General features: G+C 67.0%; 20 protein-coding genes. 7 read left to right on the top strand and 13 right to left on the bottom strand.

Going from position 1 to position 25,125, the window contains the following annotated elements; genetic code table 11:
* Nucleotides 1–36 precede the first annotated feature (36 nt).
* Nucleotides 37–2,361 carry a PAS domain-containing sensor histidine kinase gene (locus QOU61_RS13840; protein WP_289659249.1) on the top strand — a complete coding sequence of 775 codons (2,325 nt, stop codon included), beginning with the start codon at nucleotides 37–39 and terminating at the stop codon, nucleotides 2,359–2,361.
* Here the strand turns inward: QOU61_RS13840 and QOU61_RS13835 are convergent, their stop codons facing one another.
* A complete protein-coding gene (locus QOU61_RS13835) occupies nucleotides 2,362–3,255 on the bottom strand; it encodes a LysR family transcriptional regulator (RefSeq protein WP_289659247.1) in 894 nt (297 codons plus the stop codon).
* Nucleotides 3,256–3,293: 38 nt separating this feature from the next.
* On the opposite strand from QOU61_RS13835, the gene QOU61_RS13830 reads away from it, so the two are divergent.
* The 6 genes from QOU61_RS13830 to QOU61_RS13805 are packed head-to-tail and all read left to right on the top strand — an operon-like array spanning nucleotide 3,294 to nucleotide 9,455.
* Entirely contained in the window at nucleotides 3,294–3,503 is a 210-nt protein-coding gene (locus tag QOU61_RS13830) for a hypothetical protein (RefSeq protein WP_289659245.1), read from the top strand.
* Nucleotides 3,500–3,976 (top strand): formate dehydrogenase subunit gamma, encoded by a 477-nt coding sequence (locus tag QOU61_RS13825; protein WP_289659243.1) that lies wholly within the window; start codon nucleotides 3,500–3,502, stop codon nucleotides 3,974–3,976. The genes QOU61_RS13830 and QOU61_RS13825 overlap by 4 nt, the downstream gene beginning before the upstream one ends.
* A complete protein-coding gene (locus QOU61_RS13820; RefSeq protein ID WP_289659240.1) occupies nucleotides 3,973–5,523 on the top strand; it encodes a formate dehydrogenase beta subunit in 1,551 nt (516 codons plus the stop codon). Before QOU61_RS13825 ends, QOU61_RS13820 begins: the two co-directional genes overlap by 4 nt.
* A 14-nt stretch (nucleotides 5,524–5,537) precedes the next feature.
* On the top strand, nucleotides 5,538–8,417 hold the full coding sequence (fdhF, locus tag QOU61_RS13815) for a formate dehydrogenase subunit alpha (protein ID WP_289659238.1): 2,880 nt from the start codon (nucleotides 5,538–5,540) through the stop codon (nucleotides 8,415–8,417).
* Nucleotides 8,418–8,419: 2 nt separating this feature from the next.
* Nucleotides 8,420–9,253, top strand: a complete 834-nt coding sequence (fdhD, locus tag QOU61_RS13810) for a formate dehydrogenase accessory sulfurtransferase FdhD (protein WP_502876925.1) — start codon at nucleotides 8,420–8,422, stop codon at nucleotides 9,251–9,253.
* Nucleotides 9,240–9,455 (top strand): formate dehydrogenase subunit delta, encoded by a 216-nt coding sequence (locus QOU61_RS13805; protein ID WP_289659234.1) that lies wholly within the window; start codon nucleotides 9,240–9,242, stop codon nucleotides 9,453–9,455. Before fdhD ends, QOU61_RS13805 begins: the two co-directional genes overlap by 14 nt.
* Here QOU61_RS13805 and QOU61_RS13800 read toward each other — a convergent pair.
* The 12 genes from QOU61_RS13800 to QOU61_RS13745 all read right to left on the bottom strand — a co-directional run bounded on the left by QOU61_RS13800 (nucleotide 9,452) and on the right by QOU61_RS13745 (nucleotide 25,108).
* Nucleotides 9,452–12,421: a bifunctional [glutamine synthetase] adenylyltransferase/[glutamine synthetase]-adenylyl-L-tyrosine phosphorylase gene (locus tag QOU61_RS13800; protein ID WP_289659232.1), complete on the bottom strand. Its 2,970-nt coding sequence runs from the start codon at nucleotides 12,419–12,421 to the stop codon at nucleotides 9,452–9,454. The two genes, QOU61_RS13805 and QOU61_RS13800, sit on opposite strands and share 4 nt — an antisense overlap.
* Nucleotides 12,418–13,878, bottom strand: a complete 1,461-nt coding sequence (locus QOU61_RS13795) for a sensor histidine kinase (protein WP_289659231.1) — start codon at nucleotides 13,876–13,878, stop codon at nucleotides 12,418–12,420. Before QOU61_RS13795 ends, QOU61_RS13800 begins: the two co-directional genes overlap by 4 nt.
* Entirely contained in the window at nucleotides 13,862–14,542 is a 681-nt protein-coding gene (locus QOU61_RS13790) for a response regulator transcription factor (RefSeq protein ID WP_289661504.1), read from the bottom strand. The genes QOU61_RS13795 and QOU61_RS13790 overlap by 17 nt, the downstream gene beginning before the upstream one ends.
* Nucleotides 14,543–14,900: 358 nt before the next feature.
* Complete coding sequence (locus QOU61_RS13785; RefSeq protein WP_289659230.1) at nucleotides 14,901–16,493, bottom strand: Do family serine endopeptidase; 1,593 nt, start codon at nucleotides 16,491–16,493, stop codon at nucleotides 14,901–14,903.
* Nucleotides 16,494–16,700: 207 nt separating this feature from the next.
* Nucleotides 16,701–17,195, bottom strand: a complete 495-nt coding sequence (locus QOU61_RS13780) for a cytochrome c-type biogenesis protein (RefSeq protein WP_289659229.1) — start codon at nucleotides 17,193–17,195, stop codon at nucleotides 16,701–16,703.
* A gap of 4 nt (nucleotides 17,196–17,199) precedes the next feature.
* Nucleotides 17,200–19,182, bottom strand: a complete 1,983-nt coding sequence (locus QOU61_RS13775; RefSeq protein WP_289659227.1) for a heme lyase CcmF/NrfE family subunit — start codon at nucleotides 19,180–19,182, stop codon at nucleotides 17,200–17,202.
* Nucleotides 19,179–19,691 carry a cytochrome c maturation protein CcmE gene (ccmE, locus tag QOU61_RS13770; RefSeq protein ID WP_289659225.1) on the bottom strand — a complete coding sequence of 171 codons (513 nt, stop codon included), beginning with the start codon at nucleotides 19,689–19,691 and terminating at the stop codon, nucleotides 19,179–19,181. The genes QOU61_RS13775 and ccmE overlap by 4 nt, the downstream gene beginning before the upstream one ends.
* A gap of 28 nt (nucleotides 19,692–19,719) precedes the next feature.
* A complete protein-coding gene (gene ccmI / locus QOU61_RS13765; protein WP_289659223.1) occupies nucleotides 19,720–20,826 on the bottom strand; it encodes a c-type cytochrome biogenesis protein CcmI in 1,107 nt (368 codons plus the stop codon).
* Between the two features lie 130 nt (nucleotides 20,827–20,956).
* Nucleotides 20,957–21,277 (bottom strand): hypothetical protein, encoded by a 321-nt coding sequence (locus tag QOU61_RS13760; RefSeq protein ID WP_502876955.1) that lies wholly within the window; start codon nucleotides 21,275–21,277, stop codon nucleotides 20,957–20,959.
* 204 nt (nucleotides 21,278–21,481) lie between these two features.
* Nucleotides 21,482–22,882 carry a hypothetical protein gene (locus tag QOU61_RS13755; protein ID WP_289659221.1) on the bottom strand — a complete coding sequence of 467 codons (1,401 nt, stop codon included), beginning with the start codon at nucleotides 22,880–22,882 and terminating at the stop codon, nucleotides 21,482–21,484.
* A 113-nt stretch (nucleotides 22,883–22,995) separates the two neighbouring features.
* On the bottom strand, nucleotides 22,996–24,372 hold the full coding sequence (locus tag QOU61_RS13750; RefSeq protein ID WP_289661501.1) for an ATP-binding protein: 1,377 nt from the start codon (nucleotides 24,370–24,372) through the stop codon (nucleotides 22,996–22,998).
* A 64-nt stretch (nucleotides 24,373–24,436) separates the two neighbouring features.
* Complete coding sequence (locus tag QOU61_RS13745) at nucleotides 24,437–25,108, bottom strand: response regulator transcription factor (RefSeq protein ID WP_289659219.1); 672 nt, start codon at nucleotides 25,106–25,108, stop codon at nucleotides 24,437–24,439.
* Between the last annotated feature and the right edge of the window lie 17 nt (nucleotides 25,109–25,125).

The following is a 25,125-nucleotide window of genomic DNA, read 5'->3' as shown; positions in this document are numbered from 1 at the left end:
CGGGTGTACAAGAACAATTCGGTGGGGGTCTAAGGCATGGCGCGTGCGCATGCGGCGAACGCGTGTGTCCAATCCGATTCGATCAAGGGATTGGCGCAATCGATCGCAAAGCCGGCCTACCACAGGCTGTTGACTGCGGAGCCGGCGCTCCGCCGCGCTGTGCCCACTCTCATCATCGCGTTCCTGATCACCATCTGCCTCGGCGCTTTCGTGCAGGTGCTCGACCAGAACCGGCAGAAGCGCGCAGCCGCCAAACGCGAGATCGCGGCGCTTGCCGACCTGCTCGCCGACCGCATCGACCACCTCGCCGCCTCCCGCCAGACCCGCCTCGCCGACATCGAGCGCCTGCAGGCGCTGTTGCCCGACCTCATTCCGCAATGGGGCTTTGCGCCCGGCCGCCATGTCGTCATCACCGGCGGCGTCGACCGGCGGATCCTCGCCCGCGTTCCGATCGAGGCCGGTCTCGGCGAGACCGACCGCGTCCTCGACGAGATCTCGACCGCGCAGCTGCTTGCCACACCGAACCTGCAGGCTGCGCCGAGCGAGATGACCCTGCCGAACGGCAACGACGCGCTGGTCGCGGGACGGCTCGTCAAGACACTGCCCGGCCAGATCATCGTCATCCAGGAGCGGATCGAGCCGATCTGGGGCTCGGATGCGGCGCTCTCGGTGACGCTGTCGGCGACCACGGGCTTTGTCGTGCTGATCCTCGGCTTCGCGTTCCATTGGCAATCGACCCGGGCACGCGAGGGCGACCTGATCAACGACGCGGTGCGTGGCCGCATCGACACCGCGCTCAACCGCGGCCGTTGCGGCCTGTGGGACTGGGACCTGTCGCGCGGCCGCATCTTCTGGTCGCAATCGATGTTCACCCTGCTCGGGCTCGAGAACCGCAGCGACCTTCTGACCTTCGGTGAGGTCAACGCGCTGGTGAACTCCGACGACATCGACCTGTTCGACATCGCCGACCGGATGATCTCCGGCAAGATCGATCACATCGACCACACCTTCCGCATGCAGCACACCGGCGGCCACTGGATCTGGCTGCGGGTGCGCTGCGAGCGCAGCCAGGGCGCGAACGACAACAGCATTCACCTGATCGGGATCGCGGTCGACATCACCGAGCAGAAGAGCCTGGCAGAAAAGACGGTCGAGGCGGACCTGCGGCTGCGCGACGCGATCGAGACCATTCCCGAGGCCTTCGTGCTGTGGGACGCCAGCGACCGCCTCGTGCTGTGCAACTCGCATTTCCAGAAGCTGCACCGGCTGCCGGATACGGCGGTCATTCCCGGAACCTCCTACGAGACCATCATCGAAGTCGGCAGCATGCCGGAGCTGAAGACCCGCGTGCACGAGACGGGCGGCCAGTCGACGCCCGGCGCGCGCACCTTCGAGGCCCAGCTCGAGGACGGAAGCTGGCTGCATATCAGCGAGCGCCGCACCAAGGACGGCGGCTACGTCTCGGTCGGCACCGACATCACCCGCATCAAGGAGCACGAGCAGAAGCTGGTCGACAACGATCTGCGGCTGCGCGCCACCGTGATGGACCTGAAGCGCTCGCAGGCGGCGCTGGAGCGACAGGCGATCGAGCTCGCCGACCTCGCCCAGAAATATGCGTTGGAAAAGACCCGCGCCGAAGAGGCCAACCAGACCAAGTCGCGCTTCCTTGCCAATATGAGCCACGAGCTGCGCACGCCGCTCAACGCCATCATCGGCTTCTCCGAGATCATGCAGAGCGGCATGTTCGGCAACCTCGGCTCGGAGAAGTACCAGGAATATTGCCACGACATCCTGACCAGCGGCCACTACCTGCTCGAGGTCATCAACGACATCCTGGACATGTCGAAGATCGAGGCCGGCCGCATGACGCTCGACATGGAGCCGCTCGATCTCTCCAGAACGCTCGCCGAGTCACTGCGCGTGGTGTCGGGACGCGCCCAGGACAAGAACCTCGTGATCGAAGCGGATGTCGAGCAGGCGATCTCGATGACCGCCGATCGCCGCTTAACCAAGCAGATCGTCGTCAACCTGCTGTCCAACGCCGTGAAGTTCACGCCCGACGGCGGGCGCGTCGTGGTGCGAACCCGCATGCTGTCGGACCGCATCGTGCTCCTGATCGCCGACACCGGCATCGGCATCCCCCAGGAATCGCTGTCGCGGATCGGCCGGCCCTTCGAGCAGGTCGAGAGCCAGCTCACCAAGACCTATCACGGCTCGGGACTGGGGCTCGCCATTGCGCGGTCGCTGGCGCATCTGCACGGCGGCTCGATGAAGCTGCGCTCGAAGCTCGGAGCCGGCACGGTTGTATCGGTCTCGCTGCCGCGCGACCCGCAGCAGGCCGGCGTTCAGAACGCCGCCTGACTACGAGCGCAAGGTCGGCGCGACCTCGCGCGCGATCTGCACGAGGGTTGCGATCAGCGGCGTCATCGGATCGCGCTGCGGAATCACCATGCCGATCGAATAGTCGACCACGGGATCGACGATCGGGATGCTGCGGACGGTGTCCTTCAGCCCGAGCGTCTCGGCGAGCTTTGCCGGCATCACGCTCGCCCAGCGCCCGGTCTTCACATGCGTATAGAGCACGAGCAGCGAGTTCGACGTCAGCGTCGGCGTCGCCTCGGCGCCGACCGAGCGCAGCGCGCGATCGATGATGCGTCGGTTCTGCATGTCCGGCGTCAGCAGGCAGAGCGGCACCTGGCCGACCTCCGTCCAGGTGACCTCCTTGCGATCGCCGAACATCGCATCGGGCGCCGTCAAAAGCCGGTAGCTTTCGTTATAGAGCGGGATGGTGCGGACCTTGCCGATCGGCTCGTTCTCGATATAGGTGAGCCCGGCATCGACCTCGAGATTTTCGAGCAGCCCCAGCACGTCGGCCGAGGTGCATGATCGGATCTGAAACCGCACATCGGGATGACGCGCGCGGAACGGCGTCGTCAGCGCCGCCACCATGCCGAGCACGGTCGGGATCGCCGCGATCCGGATTTCGCCCGACAGCTTGTCCTTCAGCCCGTTGATCTCCTGGCGCATCGCGCGCGCATCGCCGACGATGCGCCGCGCCCAGTCGAGCGCGCGCTCGCCCTCCGGCGTGAAGCCCTGAAACCGCGAGCCACGCTGCACCAGCATGACGCCGAGGAACTCCTCGAGCTGCTTCAGGCTCGTCGACATCGTGGGCTGGGTGACGCCGCAGGCTTCCGCGGCCCTACCGAAATGCCGCTCCTTGGCCAGCGCCAGTAGAAGTTCGAGCTTGTCGATCAAAAATGGTGACCTTTCGAAGGCGCGTTCCCGAGGCTGACATGAATATCACGTCGGGCGGCCGGGCTACACGTCAAAAAAACACCGTCGGCGCAGGCCGTTTACCGCTCATTGCATTTCGATATCGCTCGATTTTCCAACCCGATCGATCGCCTTTCCGGATCGCAGCATGGGACGGCTTTATTGATGTTTTGAGCCATTCCAATACTGATCGACAGAGTAAAAATCATTCGATCGAGTTGAAGATATGACAGCGCCACACGAACCCTGGGATGCGATACGTGGCGCCGAGATCATCGCGGCGCATGTTGCCCGCGAAGGCGGCACGCTCGTGATCCTCCATGCGCTGCAGGACGCCTTCGGCTATGTGCCGGAGGCAGCAATCCCGATGGTTGCTTCCGCGCTCAACCTGTCCCGCGCGGAGGTCCACGGCGTCTTCACCTTCTATCACGACTTCCGCGACAAGCCCGCAGGCCGGCACGTGCTGAAACTCTGCCGCGCCGAGGCCTGCCAGGCCGCGGGAGGCGACGCGCTCGCCGCCCGCGCGGAACAGAGACTGGGCATCGCCATCGGCAGCACCACGCCGGACGACCGCGTTACGTTCGAACCGGTCTATTGCCTCGGTCTTTGCGCCACGGCGCCGTCGGCCATGCTGGACGGTCGCGTGATCGGGCGGCTCGACGAAGCGCGCCTCGACGCGCTGGTCAGGGAGGCGCAGCGATGAGCGTGCGTCTCCATATCCCCGGCGATGCCGGAGCAGTCGCGGTCGGCGCCGACGAGCTCGCGCTGGCGTTCGAGTCGGCAGCCGCGAAATCAGGCGCACCGCTCGACATCGTGCGCACCGGCTCACGCGGCCTCTATTGGCTGGAGCCGATGGTCGAGGTCGCAACGCCAGAGGGTCGCGTGGCGTTCGGTCCGGTTACGCTGTCTGACGTGCCGTCGCTGCTTGCCGCGATCCTGACCAACGGCCCGCATCCGCTGCGGCTTGGGCTCGCGGAGCAAATCCCCTGGCTGAAGCGGCAGACGCGGCTGACGTTTGCCCGTTGCGGCGTGATCGATCCCGGTTCGGTCGACGACCATCGCGCCCATGGCGGCTTTAGGGGCCTGGAACGCGCTCTGACGCTGGGATCGGACGCCATCATTGCTGAGGTTACCGCATCGGGCCTGCGCGGCCGCGGCGGTGCGGGCTTTCCGACCGGCATCAAATGGAAGACGGTGGCGCAGGCGGCGAGCGACCGCAAATACATCGTCTGCAATGCCGACGAGGGCGACAGCGGCACTTTCGCCGATCGCATGATCATGGAAGGCGATCCGTTCGTGGTGATCGAGGGCATGACGATTGCCGGCATCACCGTGGGCGCGACCAAGGGCTACATCTATATCCGCTCGGAATATCCGCACGCCGTCGAGGCCATGAACACGGCGATCGCAGCGGCAAAGCGCGCCGGCTTCCTCGGCGGCAAGATCGGCGGCCACGGCTTCGATCTCGAGGTGCGCGTCGGCGCCGGCGCTTATGTCTGCGGCGAGGAAACCTCGCTGCTGGAAAGCCTGGAGGGCCGCCGCGGCATCGTGCGCGCCAAGCCGCCGCTGCCCGCGCATCACGGCCTGTTCGGCCGGCCAACCGTCGTCAACAATGTGCTGTCCTTTGCGGCCGTGCCCTTCATCCTCGCCGAGGGCGCGAAGGCCTATGCCGATTTCGGCATGGGCCGCTCGCGCGGCACGATGCCGATCCAGCTCGCCGGCAACATCAGGCATGGCGGCCTGTTCGAGACCGCCTTCGGCATCACCCTCGGCGAGCTCATCGATGATGTCGGCGGCGGCACCCTCTCCGGCCGCCCGGTGCGCGCGGTGCAGGTCGGCGGCCCGCTCGGCGCCTATTTTCCCCGCGCGCTGTTCGACACGCCGTTCGACTACGAGGCCTTTGCCGCGCGCGACGGCCTGATCGGCCACGGCGGCATCGTCGTGTTCGACGACACCGTCGACATGGCGAAGCAGGCGGCCTTTGCCATGGAATTCTGCGCCATCGAATCCTGCGGCAAGTGCACGCCGTGCCGGATCGGCTCGACCCGCGGCGTCGAGACCATCGAGAAGATCAGGCGCGGCGAGGGCGTGCCCGAAAACATCGCCGTGGTCGAGGACCTCTGCAACACCATGAAGTTCGGCTCGCTGTGCGCGCTCGGCGGCTTCACGCCCTACCCCGTCATGAGCGCGCTGAAACATTTTCGCGAGGATTTCGGTCCCGTGCCGACGCGGCTTGAGGCCGCAGAATAAGAGGACGCATCGTCATGTCCCTGATCCAGGAAACCGATTTCGGCACCCCGCGCTCCAAATCCGAGACGTTGGTCACGCTGACCATCGACGGCCAAAGCGTCACCGTGCCGGAAGGCACCTCGATCATGCGCGCGGCGATGGAAGCCGGCCACCAGATCCCGAAGCTTTGCGCGACCGACATGGTCGATGCCTTCGGCTCCTGCCGGCTGTGCCTGGTCGAGATCGATGGGCGCGCCGGCACGCCGGCCTCCTGCACGACGCCGGTCATGCCCGGCCTCGTCGTGCATACCCAGACCGAGCGGCTGAAGAAGCTGCGCAAGGGTGTGATGGAGCTCTATATCTCCGACCATCCGCTCGATTGTCTCACCTGCGCCGCGAACGGCGATTGCGAATTGCAGGACATGGCCGGCGCGGTAGGCCTGCGCGACGTGCGCTACGGCTATGAGGGCGAGAACCACGTCTTCGCCAGATCCGGCGCTGTAGCCAACCCGGATTTCCTGCCCAAGGACGAGTCGAATCCCTATTTCACCTACGATCCCTCGAAATGCATCGTCTGCTCGCGCTGCGTGCGCGCCTGTGAGGAGGTGCAGGGCACCTTTGCGCTGACGATTTCGGGCCGCGGCTTCGACAGCCGTGTCTCGCCCGGCATGAGCGAGGGCTTTCTCGGCTCCGAATGCGTATCGTGCGGCGCCTGCGTGCAGGCCTGCCCGACCGCGACGCTGACCGAAAAATCCGTGATCGAGATCGGCCAGCCCGAGCATTCGGTCGTCACCACCTGCGCCTATTGCGGCGTCGGCTGCGCCTTCAAGGCGGAGATGCGGGGTGAGGAAGTGGTGCGCATGGTGCCGTACAAGGACGGCAAGGCCAATCGCGGGCACTCCTGCGTCAAGGGCCGCTTTGCCTGGGGTTATACGACGCACCGCGAGCGCATCCTGAAGCCCATGATCCGCGAGACCATCGACCAGCCCTGGCGCGAGGTGTCGTGGGATGAAGCGTTCGACTTCGCCGCAGCGAGGTTCAAGGCCATCCAGCAGAAATATGGCCGCGACGCCGTCGGCGGCATCACCTCGTCACGCTGCACCAATGAGGAAACCTATCTGGTGCAGAAGCTGATCCGTGCCGGCTTCGGCAACAACAATGTCGATACCTGCGCCCGCGTCTGTCACTCGCCGACCGGCTATGGGCTTGCGACCACGTTCGGCACTTCCGCCGGAACGCAGGATTTCGACTCGGTCGAGCATTCCGACGTCGTCATGATCATCGGCGCCAACCCGACCGACGCGCATCCGGTATTTGCCTCCCGCATGAAGAAGCGGCTGCGCGCCGGCGCAAGGCTGATCGTGGTCGATCCACGCCGCACCGACGTCGTGCGCTCGCCGCACATCGCGGCCCAGCACCATCTGCCGCTCATGCCCGGCACCAACGTCGCCGTGCTGACCGCCATGGCGCATGTCGTCGTCACCGAGGGCCTCGCCAACGAGGCCTTCGTGCGCGAGCGCTGCGACTGGAGCGAGTTCGAGGAATGGGCCGCCTTCGTCAGCCAGCCGAGCAAGAGCCCGGAAGCGACCGCGATCATGACCGGCGTCGACCCGCGCGAGCTGCGCGGCGCGGCGCGGCTGTTTGCGACCGGCGGCAACGCCGCGATCTATTACGGCCTCGGCGTCACCGAGCATAGCCAGGGCTCGACGACGGTCATTGCGATCGCCAACCTGGCGATGGCGACCGGCAATATCGGCCGCCCCGGCGTCGGTGTGAACCCGCTGCGCGGCCAGAACAACGTGCAGGGTTCCTGCGACATGGGCTCGTTCCCGCACGAGCTGCCCGGCTACCGGCATATTTCCGGCGAGGCGGTGCGCGACCAGTTCGAGGCGTTGTGGAACGTCAAGCTCAACCCCGAGCCGGGCCTGCGCATCCCCAACATGTTCGATGCCGCGATCGACGGAACCTTTAGGGGTCTCTACGTCCAGGGCGAGGACATCCTGCAGTCCGACCCGAACACGACGCATGTGGTGGCGGCGCTGTCCGCCATGGAATGCGTCATCGTCCACGACCTCTTCCTCAACGAGACCGCGAACTACGCCCACGTCTTCCTGCCGGGATCGACCTTCCTGGAGAAGGACGGCACCTTCACCAACGCCGAGCGCCGCATCCAGCGCGTGCGCAAGGTGATGACCCCGCGCAATGGCCTCGCCGACTGGGAAGTGACGATCAGGCTTGCCAAGGCGATGGGCTTCGCGATGCATTACGACCATCCCTCGGAGATCATGGACGAGATCGCCGCGCTGACGCCGACCTTCGCCGGCGTCTCCTATGCGAAGCTCGACGAACTCGGCTCGGTGCAGTGGCCCTGCAACGAGAAGGCGCCGGAGGGCACGCCGGTCATGCATGTCGGCGGCTTCGTCCGCGGCAAGGGCAAGTTCGTCATGACCGAATATGTTCCGACCGACGAGCGCACCGGCCCCCGCTTCCCGCTGCTCTTGACCACGGGACGCATCCTCAGCCAGTACAATGTCGGAGCGCAGACCCGCCGCACCGACAACGTCGTCTGGCACGACGAGGACCGCCTCGAGATCCACCCGCACGATGCCGAGCAGCGCGGCGTGCGCGACGGCGATTGGGTCCGGCTGAAGAGCCGCGCCGGCGAGACGACGCTGCGCGCGCTGATCACCGAGCGCGTCGCGCCGGGCGTGATCTACACCACCTTCCATCACCCGGACACGCAGGCGAACGTGATCACGACGGATTATTCCGACTGGGCCACCAACTGCCCTGAATACAAGGTGACCGCGGTGCAGGTCTCCCCCTCGAACGGACCCTCCGACTGGCAGAAGGCCTATGACGCGCAGGCGCGGCAGTCGCGCCGCATCGTGCCGTCGATCGAGGCCGCGGAATGAGGATGCCAGAGGCGGTCCGACGCGTCGATCGGCAGGCGTGGCGCGAGGGCGTCACGAGCCGTGGCGCGCGCCTGATCCCCGAGGAGACTGCGATCGCGTTGACCTACAATGGCGGCACCTATGCCGTGATGATGGGCACGCCGCTCGACCTCCACGATTTCGCGGTCGGCTTCAGCCTCAGCGAGGGTATCGTGCGCTCGCCCGGTGAGATCGGCTCGTGCGAGATCGTGCCGCTCGACGAAGGCGTCGAGGTGAGGATGTGGCTTGCGCCCGATCGCGCTGCGCGCCTCGGCGAGCGGCGGCGGCATATCGCGGGCCCGACCGGATGCGGCCTTTGCGGCATCGAATCCATCACCGAGGCGATGCGCCGGCCGGCGCCGGTGCCGAACGGCCAGGCCCTTGCCCCCGATGACATCCTCGCCGCGATGGCGAGTCTGGCGCCGCGCCAGGCGCTCAACATCGAGACACGCGCGGTGCATGCGGCGGCATTCTGGACGCCGGGTCGCGGCATCGTCGCGCTGCGCGAGGATGTCGGCCGCCACAACGCGCTCGACAAGCTCGCAGGCAGCCTGGCCCTTCAGCAAGTCCGCGCAAGCGAGGGCATGGTGCTTCTCACCAGCCGCGTCTCGGTCGAGATGGTGCAGAAGGCGGCCGTCATGGGCGCGGCCATGGTGGTCGCAGTCTCGGCGCCGACCGCACTTGCGGTGCGGATGGCGGACGCGGCCGGGATGACACTGGCGGCGGTTGCGCGCGCCGACGGATTTGAGGTCTTCACGCACCCGCAACGTATCGCCGCGCCTGCCTGCGCCCCGGAGACTGCCTATGTCGTCGCCTGACCGCCTGGTCCACATGGCCAACCAGATCGGGAAATTCTTCCAGAGCCAGGGCCACGACAAGGCGGTGCCTGGCATTGCCGAGCACATCCGGAAGTTCTGGGATCCGCGAATGCGCAAGGCGATCTTCGCCCATCTCGATGCCGGCGGCAGCGGACTTGATCCCGACGTCCGCGACGCGATCGAGACGTTGAAGAAGGCCTAGTTGCCCTCGACACTCGCCTTGAACACGCGCCGCACTTCGGCCTGGGTTTCCTTCACCCTCGCCTCGAGCGAGGAGAAGTCCGGCGCATCGCCCGCCCGCGCCAACACGCGCAAGAGGTCCTCGCCCGCGGTATCCGGATTGAACTTGTCGGTCACGCACAGCCGCAGGATCTGGGTCAGGTCGTGATAGAGCCGCACCGCGGTGCGCAAGGTTTCGGCCGCGGCCTGCGGCAGCACGCCGAGCCGCGCCGCATTGTCGATCACCTCGCGGGTCGAGACGCTCAGGATGTCGGGCTTGTCGTGCGCGTGGACGAGCTGCAGGTACTGGGCGATGAAGTCGATATCGACGAGGCCGCCGGCGGCGTGCTTGAGGTCCCAGAGATCGCCCTCGCCCTTTTCCTGCGCGATGGCGCCGCGCATGTCGGCGACGTCGGCCGCGACCGCCGCCCGGTCGCGCCGCCGCGTCAGCACGGCGCGGATCACCGCTTCGATGCGCGAGCGAAACTCCGGCGGCCCCGAGATCACCCGCGCCCGGGTCAGCGCCATGTGCTCCCAGGTCCAGGCCTCGCCCTCCTGATACTCGGCGAAGGACTTGATGTGCGAGGCAACCGGCCCCGCGCGCCCCGACGGGCGCAGCCGCATGTCGATCTCGTAGAGCACGCCATAGTTGGTGCGGGTCGTGAACGCGCTGATCAGCCGCTGGGTGAAGCGCGCGAAATATTGCGCGCCGTGCAGTGAGGGCGTGCCGTCGGAATCCGGATGATCCTCGTCGAAATCGTAGAGGATGATCAGGTCGAGATCGGATGACGCGGTCATCTCCCGGCTGCCAAGCCGGCCCATCGCCAGGATCGCGGTCTCCTGGCGCTTGATGCGGCCGTACTGCGCGGCGAAACGGCCGGTGACGAGCCCGTGCACGGTATGCACGATGCCTTCGGCGACGTCGGCAAACGCGGTGCTCGCCTGCTGCGCCGACACCGTGCCGGACAGGATCCGCGTGCCTATCAGAAACAGGCTCTCCTGGCCGAACAGGCGCAGGCGATCGAGAAACTCCTCATAGGAATCCGCGTCTCCGAGCGTCGCGGTGAGCCGCTCGGAGAGTTCGCGCTGGTCGGGCATCGCGCCGAAGAAGCGCGGATCGATCAGCCCGTCCATGAGCTGCGGCTGCCGCGCCAGCATGTCGCCGAGCCGGGGCGCCGCGCCCAGCACCAGCGCCACCAGCGCGACGAGGTCGCGGTTCTGGCTGAGCAGCGTGATCAGCCGCCCGCCCCGCTGCAGCGCCTGCAGGAAATGGTCGAAGGCTGCGACCGCGCGATCCGGCTCGTCCGCCTTGGCGAGTCCCTGGATCAGCGCCGGGACGAATTCGATGAAGGCGCTTCGCGTCGTCTCCGTCCTGAACACGCGGTAGTCGCCCGCCACCCACTCCCGCAGCGTATCGGCGGCCGCGGCCGGCTTCTTGAAGCCGAGCGCGGCGAGATGCTCCAGCAGCCGCGCGTCATCGGGGCCGGCGCCGTAGTCGATATCAGGCAGCCTGGCCGTGCCGGTGGGGTCGTCGCCCTCGAACAGCTTGGCATAGTGGCCCTGCACGATCTCGAGATGATGCAGCAGGTCCCTGGCGAAGGCGGCACGATCCGCGTAACCGAGAAAGCGCGCAAAGCGCTCGACCGCCTCGACGTCGCCGGGCAGCGCGTGCGTCTGCTCGTCCGCGATCATTTGCAGCCGGTGCTCGACGCGGCGCAGGAACTCGTAGGCCGCGGTGAGCTCGTCGCAGGCCTGGAAGCTGATCCAGTTGCTGGAGGCGAGCACGTTGAGCGCCGTGAGCGTCGAGCGCACCCGCAGCTCGGGATGGCGGCCACCGGCGATCAGCTGCTGGGTCTGGGCGAAGAACTCGATCTCGCGGATGCCGCCGCGGCCGATCTTGACGTTGTGGCCCTCGACCGCGATCTCGCTCTGGCCGCGGTAGGTCTGCATCTGCCGCTTCATGTCGTGCACGTCGGCCAGCGCCGCGAAATCGAGATGCTTGCGCCAGACGAAGGGCGCGATCTCCCCGATCATGGCCTCGCCCGCCACCAGGTCGCCGGCGCACGGCCGCGCCTTGATCATGGCGGCGCGCTCCCAGGTGCGCCCTTCCCGCTCGTAATAGTGCAAGGCGGCGTCGGTCGACATCGCGACCTGCGTCGAGGCCGGATCGGGCCGCAGCCGCAGGTCGACCCGGAACACGTAGCCGTCGCCGGTGCGCTGCTGCAGGATGCGCGCCATGCCTTGCGTCACCCGCACGAAGAAGGGCTGCGGCTCGATGTCGGGCGCCAGCGTCGGCGCCGCGGCGTCGAAGAACACGATCAGGTCGATGTCGCTCGAATAATTCAATTCGCCCGCGCCCATCTTGCCCATGGCGAGCACCAACAGGCCGCTGCCCTCCTCGGGCCGATCGGGATTTGGCGGCAACAGCCGCCCGCGCACGGCCTCCTGGCGCAGCAGGAAACGCAGCGCCGCCTGCACGGAGGCGACCGCGACCTCGGTCAGAGCTGCCGTCACCCGCATCACCGGCCAGAGCCCGCCGATGTCGCACAGCGCGATCAGCAGCGCGGCTTCCGACTTCATGCGGCGAAGCAGGTGCATGACATCGGCCTCGCTCGATGCGGCGAACACGTCGCGGGAGGTCGTCTCGATGAGGGCGGCGAGATGCTGATCCGGATCGGATCTGAGCAGCCGGACCAGACGCACGGCGTCGGCACGGACCAGGTCGAAAAGATAGGGCGAGAATTCCGCGATGCCGAGCAGGATCGCCCGTGCGAACGGATGGTCGAGAAGCTCGCCGATGGCGGCCGCCTGCGCGGGCTCGAGTTCGGCAAGCCAGTCGGCGAGGCGGCGTTCGGCATGGTCGGAAACGGCGACACGCGGACCGTCCGCAAATCGCGCGGCCAGCACTGGACGATGTCGGTCCGCGTTTCCCGGCGCGGATGAAGTCATGCCACCTTCTGTGGCACATCCTGTGTTTGCGCTGCAAGCCTGTCGGCCGCGTCCTTCCGCACCGGCAGCGCGAGCGTGGCCACCAGGCCAGGACTGGCGTCACCGAGCCGCAGCTCGCCGCCATGGAGCGTCGCGACCGCCGAAGCGAGGCTCAAGCCCAGGCCGGAGCCCGGCAGCGTCCGGCTGGCCTCGAGCCGGACAAAGCGTTCCACCGCATGCTTGCGGTCGGCTTCGGGAATGCCCGGGCCATGATCAGTGACGCTGAGCAGCACGGAATCGCCCTCGCGCCGCGCTTCGATCAGGATCTGCTTGGAATCGAGGCTGACCACCTGCCCTTGCGGCGCGCCGAGCGGCTTGCCGTATTTGATCGCGTTCTCGACCAGGTTGGCGAGCGCCTGGCTGATCAATTCACGGTTGCCGTGAATGGGTGCCGGCGAGGTCTTCACGCGCAGGCTCATGCCGCCGTCCTCGGCGAGCGGCTCGTACAATTCGTGGATGCCGTTGGCGACGTCGGCGGCGTCGAAATCGTCCATGTCGCCGCGCGCCTGGCCGGACTCGGCGCGCGCGATCATCAGCAGTGCGTTGAAGGTGCGGATCAGGCCGTCGGATTCCTCGATCGTGCGCTCCAGCGCCGCGCGGTAGTCGGCCTCGCTGCTCGAGCGGGCCAACGCCTCCTCGGCGCGGTTGCGCAACCGCGTCAACGGCGTCTTGAGATCGTGGGCGATGTTGTCGGAGACCTCCTTGAGGCCCGTCATCAGCGCCTCGATCCGCTCCAGCATGGCGTTGAGGTTGCTGGCGAGACGATCGAGCTCGTCGCCGCTGCGCCCGACCGGCAGCCGTCCGGTGAGATCGCCGGCCATGATGCGTTGGGTCGTGCCGGTCATGGCGTCGATCCTCCGCAGCACCCGGCGGGCGACGAAGATGCCGCCGCCGATGCCGAGCACCACGACCACGAGAATCGACCATTGCGCGGCCTTGGCGACGATGCCGAACAACCGCCGCCGCTCCTCGAGATCGCGCCCGATCAGCAGCCGGAAGCCGCTGCTGAGCTGCGTGACATGCACGAGCGCGCGGTGATCGGTGTTGTCCTGCTCGTCGAGCCGGCGATAGGCGGTCTCGCTCCAGCCATTGGTGCCCATCACGCCCGGCGCCAGCGAGCCGACATTGCCGGCGATCGCCTGCCCGGCCGGCGTGGTCACGAGGTAGAGGTTGGCGCCCGGCCGCAGCGCGCGGTTTTCGATGGTGAAGACGAGGCCGCGCAGGCCCCTGCGGGTGTAGATGTCGCTGATCTCGGAGGTTTCGGCGTTGACGGTGCTGGTGATCTGCTCGGTGATCAGCCGCCGCGTATTCCAGGCGAAATAGCCGAGCAGCGACGCCGCGAACAGCGCAAACAGGAACAGATAGACCAGCGTCAGCCGGAACGCGGTGGTCCGGATCAGCTTACCGAATGCCGTCACGGATCATGTATCCCGCGCCGCGGATGGTATGGAGCAGCGGCCGCTCGAACCCCTTGTCGATCTTGGAGCGCAGCCGCGAGATGTGCACGTCGATGACGTTGGTTTGCGGATCGAAATGGTAGTCCCAGACGTTTTCGAGCAGCATGGTGCGCGTCACCACCTGGCCGGCGTGCTTCATCAGATATTCGAGCAGGCGAAACTCGCGCGGCTGCAGCGTCAGCTCCTCCTTGCCGCGGATGACCCTGTGCGAAAGCCGGTCGAGCTCGAGGTCGCCGACCCGATAGACGGTTTCCTCGGCCGGCCCGCCGTGGCGGCGCGACAGCACCTCGACGCGGGCGAGCAGTTCGGCGAAGGAATAGGGTTTCGGCAGGTAGTCGTCGCCGCCGGCGCGCAGGCCCTTGATGCGGTCGTCGACCTGCCCCAGCGCGGACAGGATCAGGACCGGCGTGCGGTTGCCCTTCTCGCGGAGCGCGCCGATCAGCGACAGCCCGTCGCGCTTCGGCAGCATGCGGTCGACGACGAGCACGTCGTAGTCGCCGCTTTCGGCCAGCGCGAGACCTTCCTCGCCGTCGATGGCGAGATCGGCGACGTTGCCGGCTTCGCGAAACGCCTTGACGAGGTAGTCGGCGGATTCGCGATCGTCTTCGATGATCAGCAGGCGCATCTCGGGGGCGGTTGCGGTCAAGGGCGTAAGCTTTCCATCACCATGGCGCGGCCGGCGCTCTCATGCAAGACAACCGGACGCGTCTCCATCGAACGAAAAAGCGGGCGGTGAAGCTGGGGGACCTCACCGCCCTTAGACCCTTCCGACGGAGGGGGGCGTATTCCACCGGAAGGTAACGCGTATTCACTGTCGTCCCCCTGATTCCGGCGTTCGCGGGGAAGGCCCGCCACGGCGGGGCGCGAATGCCAGAACCGGGACAACCGGGCGGGAGCGGACTTTTGGCCCGCTCCCCGGAAAGAGCCGTCGGCGGGGGCGACTAAAGCCGGCGACACCCTCCATCTCGTCAAACCTCCTGATCTCAGCCCTTGGCGAGGGGCAGCGCGACGAAGCGCGACTGGCCGCCGCTCTTCACGCGCATCAGGACGCTGTTCTTGTTGTCGTTCTTCGCGGCACTGAGCGCGTCGCGGACGTCGTTCGCGCTCGCCACGGTCTTGCCGCCGACTTCCAGAATCACGTCGCCTTCCTTGAAGCCGCGCTCGGCAGCCGCACTCTTGGGATCGACCTCGGTGACCACGACGCCGTCCTTGCCGGCGCCGGCGACACTGTTGGCCGGCGCGACCGTCAGGCCGAGCTTCGGCACGTCGGTGCCGCGGTTCAGGCTGCCGCGGTCGCCATTGTCGTTGTCGGCCTTGGCCTCGACCGTGTTCGGCAAGGTGCCGAGCGTGAGGTTCAAGACCTTGTCCTGGCCCTTGTGCAGCACGTTGAGCTTCACAGCCGAGCCGGGCGCGATGCCGCCAATGGTGCGGGCGAGCTCGCGCGCATCCTTGACCGGCTCGCCATTGACCGCGGTGATCACGTCACCGGATTCGACGCCGGCCTTGGCAGCCGGGCCGTTGGCCTGCGGTTCGGCGACCAGCGCGCCTTCCGCCTTCTTCATGCCGAGGCTGTCGGCGATGTCGGGGGTGACCGGCTGGATCTGCACGCCGATCCAGCCGCGGCTCACCGAGCCCTTGTCCTTGAGCTGGGCGACGATGTTCTTCACGGTCGCTGCGGGAATCGAGAACGCGATGCCGACGCTGCCGCCGGAGGGCGAATAGATCGCGGTATTGACGCCGATCACCTCGCCTTCGGTGTTGAAGGCCGGACCGCCGGAATTGCCCTTGTTCACGGGCGCATCGATCTGGATGAAGTCGTCATACGGGCCGTTGCCGATGTCGCGGCCGCTGGCCGAGACGATGCCGGCGGTCACGGTGCCGCCGAGACCGAAGGGATTGCCGACCGCGAGCACCCAGTCGCCGATCCGCGGCTTGCTGTCGGACAGCTTGGCGAACGGGAAATTGGAACCACCCTCGACCTTGATCAAGGCGAGGTCGGTGCGTGCATCGGTGCCGATCACCTTCGCGCTGTAGGTCTTGCCGTCATCGGCGGTGACCTCGACCTTGTCGGCGCCGTCGACCACATGGTTGTTGGTCACCGCATAGCCGTCGGGCGAGATGAAGAAGCCGGAACCCTGGCCGGTGATCGCGCCACCACCGCGTCCGCGCGGTCCGCCGCGAAGGCCGGGCGGCAACCCGTCAGGACCGCCGAAGCGACGGAAAAAGCGCTCCATCGGCGAGCCCGGCTGGAACGGCGTGTCATTATCGTCGGCGCTGTCATCCTTGGCCAGCTTCTGCGTGATGTTGACCTTGACCGAAATCACCGAGGGCTTCACGCGCTCCACGATGTCGGCAAAGCCGACCGGCTGCTGAACTTTCCGGACCTCGTTGTTGACCTGGGCATGCGCGGGGGTCGTGAACAGATCGGCTGGTCCGCCCGACGGACTGAAGCCGTAGGCGGCGACACCGAGACCGGCCACGACGGAGGCCATCAGCGCCAGCTTGCGGAACGAGAGGAGCGAGCGGGGTTGCCGGTAGGAGGGCAGCGAGGAAAGATCAATCGGACGTTCAGTCATAAAGAATTCTCCAGAGCCTTGAAGCTGATGGTGCGGGGGGTCAGCACCCTGATAGGGGGCAAGATGGGGTTTTCCGCCTTACGGGGCGCTGGCGGCGGAGTTAAACTTTTGTAATAAAGGCCCTGCCGAATGCGGCAGTTTATCGCAGGCGGTCCCTGCCGGCCGGAATCCCCGGGCACGCCGACCGGAACGCCAGGCCGCGGGCGGCTAGGCCGGCTTCTCCGGGGTCGGATCGGTCGCCATCAATTGCCGCAGCCGCGCTTCTTCCTCGGCGCTCAACGCGCCCGATCCGGCCTCTTCCGGCACCGCCGATTTCCGCCGCCTCACGTTCAGCCACAGCACGAGCCCGCCGCCCAGGAGCGCGAGCGGCGTCAACAACCAGAGCGGCAGGGTCTGGCGCTCGAAGCGCGGCTTCAGCAGCACGAACTCGCCGTAGCGCGCCACCAGGAAATCGATCACCTGGGAATCGCTGTCGCCGGCGGCGATCCGTTCGCGCACCAGAAGCCGCAGGTCGCGCGCCAGCGGCGCTTCGGAATCGTCGATCGACTGGTTCTGGCAGACCATGCAGCGCAATTCGCGCGACAGGTTGCGCGCGCGCGCTTCCTTGGCCGGGTCCGCCATGATCTCATCGGGCTGCACGGCCAGCGCCGCACCCGATCCGGCAAGCGCGAACACGACGATCAGGGCCAGCAGCCGCTTCATTCGCTCACTCCGCCGGCTGCAGCGCGCGCAGGGCCTTGGCAGGCTTCGGCGCGCCAACGCGCAAACGCCGGTCGGACAGCGACAACAGGCCTCCGAACGCCATCAGCACCGGGCCGAACCAGATCAACAGCACCAGCGGCTTGTGATAGATCCTGACTGCGATCGCGCCATCGCTTCCGATGTCGCCAAGCGAAATGTAGAGCTGGCTGACGCCGCGGGTCAGCAGCGCCGCTTCGGTCGTCGAAGCGCCGCGGGTGGTGAAGCTGCGCTTCGACGGCGTCATCACGCTGAGCGGCTGGCCGTCCTCGCTCACGCTGAACTGCGCGACCATCTCGCGGAAGTTCGGGCCCTGGCGCTGCGTCAGGCCATCGAGCTTCAGCGCGTAGCCGGCGACGCTGGCGACGTCGTTCGGTTTCATGGTTGCAATGTATTCGCTGTTCCAGGTGGTCTCGCAGACGATGCCGAGCAGGGCGATGCCGAGGCCGGCATGCGCAAACGCGGTGCCCCAGACCGAGCGCGGCAGGCCGCGCGCCCGCCGCAACGCGGTCGCGAACGGCGCCCGGAACAGCGCCATCCGCTCGGCGAGATCGCTCAGGGCGCCGGCAATGACGAACACGGCAAGCCCGATCGCGAGCGGCGCGAGCGCAGGTCCGCCGCGGGTGAAGCCCCACACCAGCGCGATCGCGACCAGCGCGGTGATCCCGGCGGCAATCAGCCGCTGTGACGCGCCGAGCAGGTCGCCGCGCTTCCACGCCAGCATCGGTCCGAACGGCACCGCCATGAGCAGCGGAACGAACAGCGGCGCAAAGGTCAGGTTGAAGAACGGCGCGCCGACCGAGATTTTTTCGCCGGTGAGAACTTCCAGCGCCAGCGGATAGAGCGTGCCGATGAGCACGGTGGCGCAGGCGGTGGTGAGGAACAGATTGTTGAGCACGAGCGCGCCCTCGCGCGACACCGGGGCGAACAGCCCGCCCTGCTTCAGCGCCGAGGCGCGCCAGGCATAGAGCGTCAGCCCGCCGCCGATGAAGAGGCAGAGGATCAGCAGGATGAACACGCCGCGCGTCGGATCGGTGGCGAAGGCGTGCACCGAGGTGAGGACGCCCGAGCGCACCAGGAAGGTGCCAAGCAGCGACAGCGAGAAGGTGAGGATCGACAAGAGGATGGTCCAGACCTTCAGCGCGTTGCGCTTCTCCATCACCAGCGCCGAGTGCAACAGCGCCGTGCCGGCCAGCCACGGCATCAGCGAGGCGTTTTCGACCGGATCCCAGAACCACCAGCCGCCCCAGCCGAGCTCGTAATAGGCCCAGTACGAGCCCATGGCGATGCCGAGCGTCAGAAAGATCCAGGCGACGAGAGTCCACGGCCGCACCCAGCGCGCCCAGGCCGCGTCGATCCGGCCCTCGATCAGCGCCGCGATCGCGAAGGAGAACGAGATCGAGAAGCCGACATAGCCGAGATAGAGCATCGGCGGATGCACCGCGAGGCCGATGTCCTGCAGCACGGGATTGAGATCGCGGCCCTCGATCGGCGGGTTGGCGATGCGCAGGAACGGGTTCGAGGTGACCAGGATGAAGAGATAGAAGGCGCTGGCGATCCAGGCCTGCACGCTGAGCACATGCGCGCGCAGCGACAGCGGCAGGTTGCTGCCGAAGGCCGCGACCAGCGCGCCGAACAGCGCCAGGATCGACACCCAGAGCAGCATCGATCCCTCGTGATTGCCCCACACGCCGGTGATCTTGTAGAGTAGCGGTTTCAGCGAATGCGAGTTCTCGAACACGTTGGCGACCGAGAAGTCCGAGATCACGTGCAGGGTGACCAGTGCCGCGAACGACGTCGCCACGAACAGGAGCTGCGCCAGCGCGGTCGAGCGCGCGACGTTCATCAGCGCCTCGTCGCGCAGCCTGACGCCGAGCAACGGCACCGTCGACTGGATCAGCGCCAGCGCCAGCGCCAGCACCAGCGCATAATGGCCGCACTCCGCGATCACCGCGTCACCCCCTGCGCTGCGGGCGTCGCCTGCGCGTCGCGCGCGTTGCGCGAAACGTCGGAAGCGCCCTTGGCGTAATCGTCCTTCCAGTGCCCCTGCTTCTTCAGGGCGTCGGCGACCTCCTTCGGCATGTAGGTCTCGTCATGCTTGGCAAGCACGGTGTCGGCGCGGAACACGCCGGACCCATCGAGCGCACCTTCTGCGATCACGCCCTGCCCTTCGCGGAACAGGTCGGGCAGAATGCCCTGATAGGCGACCGGCAGCTTCGCGCCGCCATCGGCCACCTCGAAGGTGACGGCGAGGTTGTCTCCGCGCTTGAGCGAGCCGGGCTGCACCAGGCCGCCGAGCCGGAAGCGCCGGCCGGGTGCAAGGTGCTTCTCGGCGACCATCGAGGGCGTCGAGAAGAACACGATGGAATCGCGCAGCGCGTTCAGCACCAGCGCCGCCGCGAGCGCAAGCACCGCGAGCGAGCCGCCGATAACAGTCAATCGCCGCTGCCTGCGCGTCATGTCCCTGCTCTCTTGCGCCTTTCCGCGTTCATCCGTCGAGCCCCAGGCTCTTCAGCCCCTCGTTGAGCTGGCGCAGCCGCTCGGCGTCGCCCGCGACCGCCTGGCGCGCATCGCTGAGCGCGCTCTTCGCCTTGTCGCGGTCGCCCATCACCATATAGGCCCGCACCAGCCGCAGCCAGCCATCGACGTCATCGCCATGCTGCTTCAGGCGGGTGGCGAGGCGCTCGACCATGCCGCGGATCATCGCGCTGCGATCGGTCTCGTTCATCTCCTTGGCCGCGGCCATGGTTTCATTGGACAGCGCGGGCGCGGCAGAACCGTCGAGGCGCGCCAGTGCCGCCTCGACCAGCGGCCGCCATGGCGCCTCCGCCGGCGCCTTCGCGAGGATTGCGCGCCAGATCGCCGCCGCATCCGCGCCGCGACCGTCCTGCTCGGCGGCAAGCCCGAGATAGTAGCTCGCCTTGGCCTCGTCGGCGTCAAGCGCCAGCGCGCGCTCGAACTCGCCCTTGGCTTCCGCCGTGACGACGCCGCCGGCTGCGGCCGCGATCGCCTCGCCGAGATCGGCGCGGCGCGCAGCGCTCTCGCCGTTATAGGTGAGCGAATTGCGATAGGCGCGGACCGCGTCGTCATAGCGCCCGAGCCGCGCCAGCACCGGAGCAAGCACGCTCCAGCCGCGGCCATCGCTGGGATTCTTTTCCAGATGCCGCTCGACCTGCGCGACCAGATTGTCGATCGGCTGCGTGCCGTCGGGAGTACGGGCACGCGCAGCAAGCGGAAAATCGCCGAGGTTGGGCGAACCGAGCGGCAGATAGGTGGCAACGGCCAGCAGCGGCAGGCCGATCAGCGCCACGACCGCCGCGGTGCGGCGCCAGCGCATGTTCGGTCGTGCCGGTGGCTCCTGCTGCTCGCTTTCGGCTGCGGCCAAGAGGCGGCGGCCGATCTCGACGCGCGCGGCTTCCGCCTCGGTGCTGCCGATCAAGCCCGACGTCAGGTCGCGATCGATCTCCGCAAGCTGGTCGCGATAGACAACCGTCTCGCTGCCGCCGACTGGGGGCTTGTTACCGCGGCTGAGCGGCCAAAGCACGGCGAAGGTCGCCGCGGCCGTCATCAGCGCGAACACAAACCACAAGGCCATCGAGCGGGTTCCCGGCGGCGCGACGGGCGCCGATGCGCCGCTTTACACCACCATGAAGCAACGCGGCAATTGACAAATCTCAATTTCCCGGGATTGCCACGGGAGCTGAAACATCAGGAAAATGATCACCTTAGTCGATCAGAAATTCGACGCTCTGGGCCACCGGTTCGCCGTGCAGATTGAGCGCGCGAAGCTGGTAGCGGCCAGGCCTGACCGTTTCGGGCAGCCGAATCCGGAGCGATCCATTGGGTGCCGGCGACGTGATGGTCGTGGTGGGATCGGAAAGCGGCTCGCCAGTGGCCTGTTCCACCAGGATGACCTTCGCGCGGATCATCAGGTTGCGATAGGTGGCGGCAATGACACGATTTTCGAACTCGACGAAGTTGATGAAGGCATTCATGCGCGGGGACAGTCCGGAAACCAGCGCGCGGACGGTACGTTTCCACGGCACCCTGGTCAACCAGAAATTGCAAATGGAACGTTATTCTATTTTCTAGTGGAGCGGATTTGACGTTCGCTACCCATTTGCCGCGATCCATTATGCGAACGTCAAATCCAAAGCTCCACTAGCATCAATAAGTTGCTAGTGGTCCTTTGATTCTAACATTCGCAAACGTGCCTCCCGAAATGGGTAGCGAATGTTAGAATCGGACCACTAGCTGGCGCGCGTCGCCTTGCGCTCGCCGGTAATGGCGTTTTCGGCGGCCCTGTTCATCAGCGAAGCATAATCGTGCCCGAACAAGACCTCGCAGAAGCGGATCGCGGCCGACACCTGCATCTGGCGGTAGGCGCGCGTTTTCGGGCTGGCGCTGCGCAGCGATTCAACCAGCCCCTCGGTGGATTGCTCCACATAGTGCTGCAGATCGGAATAGGTCCGCAACGTGACTTCGTTGATCGCAAGCTCGCTTGCATAGGTGCGGCACACCGCGACGAAATCGATCAGCGCGGCCGCCTCGTCGACCTCCGAGGGGTCGATCCGCGCACCCGGCAGAATGTCCTTGTCCGGGCGCTGGCGCAGCAGGCGGCGGACCCGGCCCGGCACGCTGTCGATTTCCGACTGCACGGCGTTGGAGATGTCGGCCCGGATCGCGGCAAGCTGCCGGCCCCAGGCGGAATCCTGGCGCAGATCGAGCTCGGTGCGCAGGCCGCGCACGCCGTCATGAAGCGACTTCAGGCTCTCGGCAACGCCCTCGAACCGGCCGCGCTTGATATCGAGCCTGAGGTCTGCCGCGAGCACCGCCAGATCATGCAGCGCAATGGAGACGGCGACGCCGTACGGCGTCGCCGCGACGCGGAGTTCGTCGTCTGACGCCGCCATCCGGATGGCGAGGCGGATGATCTGCCAGGGCGCGGCGAGACGCTGCATCACGAGCGACAGCGCAAAAGGCAGCATCTGCCCGGTCTGCAGCGAAGGAACATTGAGCGCCGCGGTCACTGAAGCGATCTGGGAATCGCCGAACACGCGCGCGAAGCTCGGCAGGCGGTTGCCCAGCGCCTCCAGGGCGTCACGGGCCTGCAGGATCGACCCGATCGCCAGCAGGTCCTCGACCAGCTCGGGCGGCCCGACCCGCGCCAGCGTGCGCTGCAGGTCATGGCCGGGAACGGGCGTTGCAAGCTTCAGGACGGCGTCGGCGGTGGCGGCCTGCAGCTTGCGCACATGCGGCTCGAGATCGCGCTCCGCGGCGCTGTCGGACATCCCCGCCAGCATCGTCTCGAACGCCCGCGCCTGTTCGGGCGCGCCGTCGCGGATCAGCCATCGCCACACCGACGTCAGGGAGCCACGACGGATCTGTCCGGGACGCGCCTCGCCATTGCCGTCGATCAGGAACGGCTCGATCGGATGGAACAGCAGCCGCACCGGATCATTGGTGCGCGGCTGCCCGTCATCGTCGGCCGCGCGCACGATCCTGCGCAGCTGCTCGAGCACGAAGTTGGCGACCGCGACATCCTCGCCCCGTTCGAGGGCGCGCTCGAACTCCCGCATCAGCAGCGCCTGCGATCGCGGCGGCAGCTGCGCGAGATATTCCTTCAACCGCTCAACTGAGGCCTGGTTCATGCGCGCCCGCTAAGCACGTTCCGTCGCGCGGACGGCAAAAATGGCAATAATGACGTGTCCGCCGGCTACTATAGGAGCCGCCGCGTTAAGAACCCGTTTAGGAATAGGCCCGTTCACACTGCCGGGAGCAGCAGTTCCGCTCGCAATCCGCCGGTCGGCGCATCGCCAAGGGTAAGGTTGCCGCCATAAAGCGAGGCAAGGTCGATCACGATTGAAAGCCCGAGCCCCGACCCCGGTTTCGATTCGTCGAGCCGCTGGCCGCGGCGGGCGACCTGGGCGCGCTCGGCGGCCGAGAGGCCCCGGCCGTCGTCATCGACGATGATCCGCAGCATGGGACCCGCGCCGGGCGCGGCCGGCCGCTCCGTCAGCACCTCGATGAAAACCCGCGAGGCTGCCCATTTGCAGGCGTTGTCGACGAGGTTGCCGACCATTTCCTCGAGATCCTGCCGCTCGCCGCGAAACCGGGCGTTCGGGTCGACCTTGGCTTCGATGATCACGCCGCGGTCGCGATGGATCTTTTCCATGGTCCGCCGCAGCGCCTCGACCGTCGGCGCCACATCGGTCACCGCCGCGACGATGGTGACCCGCGCCGCGATGCGGGCGCGCTCCAGATGATGGGCGACCTGGCTGCGCATCACGTCGGCCTGCTCCAGCACCTTGTCCGCGAACGGATCGGCGGCATGGGAGGACGCCTCGTTGACGATCACCGACAGCGGCGTCTTGATCGCATGGGCGAGATTGCCGACATGGGTGCGCGCGCGTTCGACGATTTCCCTGTTGGCGTCGATCAGCGCGTTGGTCTCGCGCGCCAGCGGCGCGATCTCGACCGGAAAGTCGCCTTCCAGCCGCTCGGCGCGACCGGAACGGATATCGGCAATCGCTTCCGAGATCCGCTTGAGCGGCGCGAGGCCGAACCGGACCTGGAAGATCGTGGTCAGCAGCAGCACGATGCCGAGCGCGGCGAACGTGCCGCCGAGGTAATAGTCGAAGCTGCGCGTCTCGTCGAAAATCTCGGTCGCGTCGCCCGCCACGCTGACCAGATATCTGCCGTCCGCACCGAGATCGACCGGGCGCTCCACCATGCGCAGCGTCTGCCCTTCCGGACCTTCGACGTAGCCGAGGCGAACGCCGGCCGCGGTCAGCTCGGCGCCGTGCTCGTCGAGCTTGGGCAGCTTCTTGTCCCACAGCGAGCGGGAGGCGCGGGTGTCGCCCTTTTCGGTGTCGGTGCGCGTGATCTGCCAGTACCAGCCTGACAGCGGCAGCTCGAACAGGGGCTCGCCGAGCGACTGGAACTGGCGGTCGGGCGGCTCGTCGGGGGTCGCGACCTCGGCGACCAGGGTACGCAGATAGAGGTTGAGGCGGCGATCGAAGGCGCGCTCGGTCGCGTTGCGGTAGACCGAGGACAGCACGAAGCCTGTGATGACGAGGATCACCACCACCCATGCGGTCGCGGACAGGAACAGGCGGGTGGCGAGCGAAGAGGCGCGCATCAGCGCAGGATAGTCGAAAGCATTCGCATCGGCCACGGCTAGTGGCCGCTTGCCAGCGCGGTCATCAGGTGCCGGCCGTCGGCGGCGTCAGGAGATAGCCCAGCCCGCGCACGGTCTGGATGATGTCGACCTCGAGCTTCTTGCGGATGCGGCCGACGAACACCTCGATGGTGTTGGAGTCGCGGTCGAAATCCTGGTCGTAGAGATGCTCGACCAGCTCGGTGCGCGACACCACGCGGCCGGCATGATGCATCAGGTATTGCAGCAGCCGGTATTCGTGCGAGGTCATCTTCACCGGATTGCCCGCCACCGTGACCTTGTTGGTGCGCGTGTCCAGCGTCACCGGCCCGCAGGTCAGTTCGCTCTGGGCGTGGCCGGCGGAGCGGCGCAGCAGCGCGCGCATCCGCGCGAGCACCTCCTCGAGGTGGAACGGCTTTGCGACATAGTCGTCGGCGCCGGCGTCGAAACCCTGCACCTTGTCGCTCCAGCGATCGCGCGCGGTGAGGATCAGGACCGGCATCGAACGCCCGTTGCGGCGCCACGCCTCCAGCACCGATATGCCGTCCATCTTTGGCAGGCCGATGTCGAGGACCACCGCGTCATAGGGCTCGCTGTCGCCGAGATAATGCCCCTCCTCGCCGTCGAAGGCGCGGTCCACCACGTAGCCGGCATCGGACAACGCGGTGGTGAGCTGACGGTTGAGATCGGGATCGTCCTCAACAACGAGCAGGCGCACGGTGGTCTCCAGAAATA

It is taken from the genome of Bradyrhizobium sp. NP1, assembly GCF_030378205.1.
In the GTDB taxonomy this organism is placed as follows: domain Bacteria; phylum Pseudomonadota; class Alphaproteobacteria; order Rhizobiales; family Xanthobacteraceae; genus Bradyrhizobium.
Note: the sequence above shows the minus strand (reverse complement) of the source record. Positions and strands in the feature narration are given on the sequence as shown.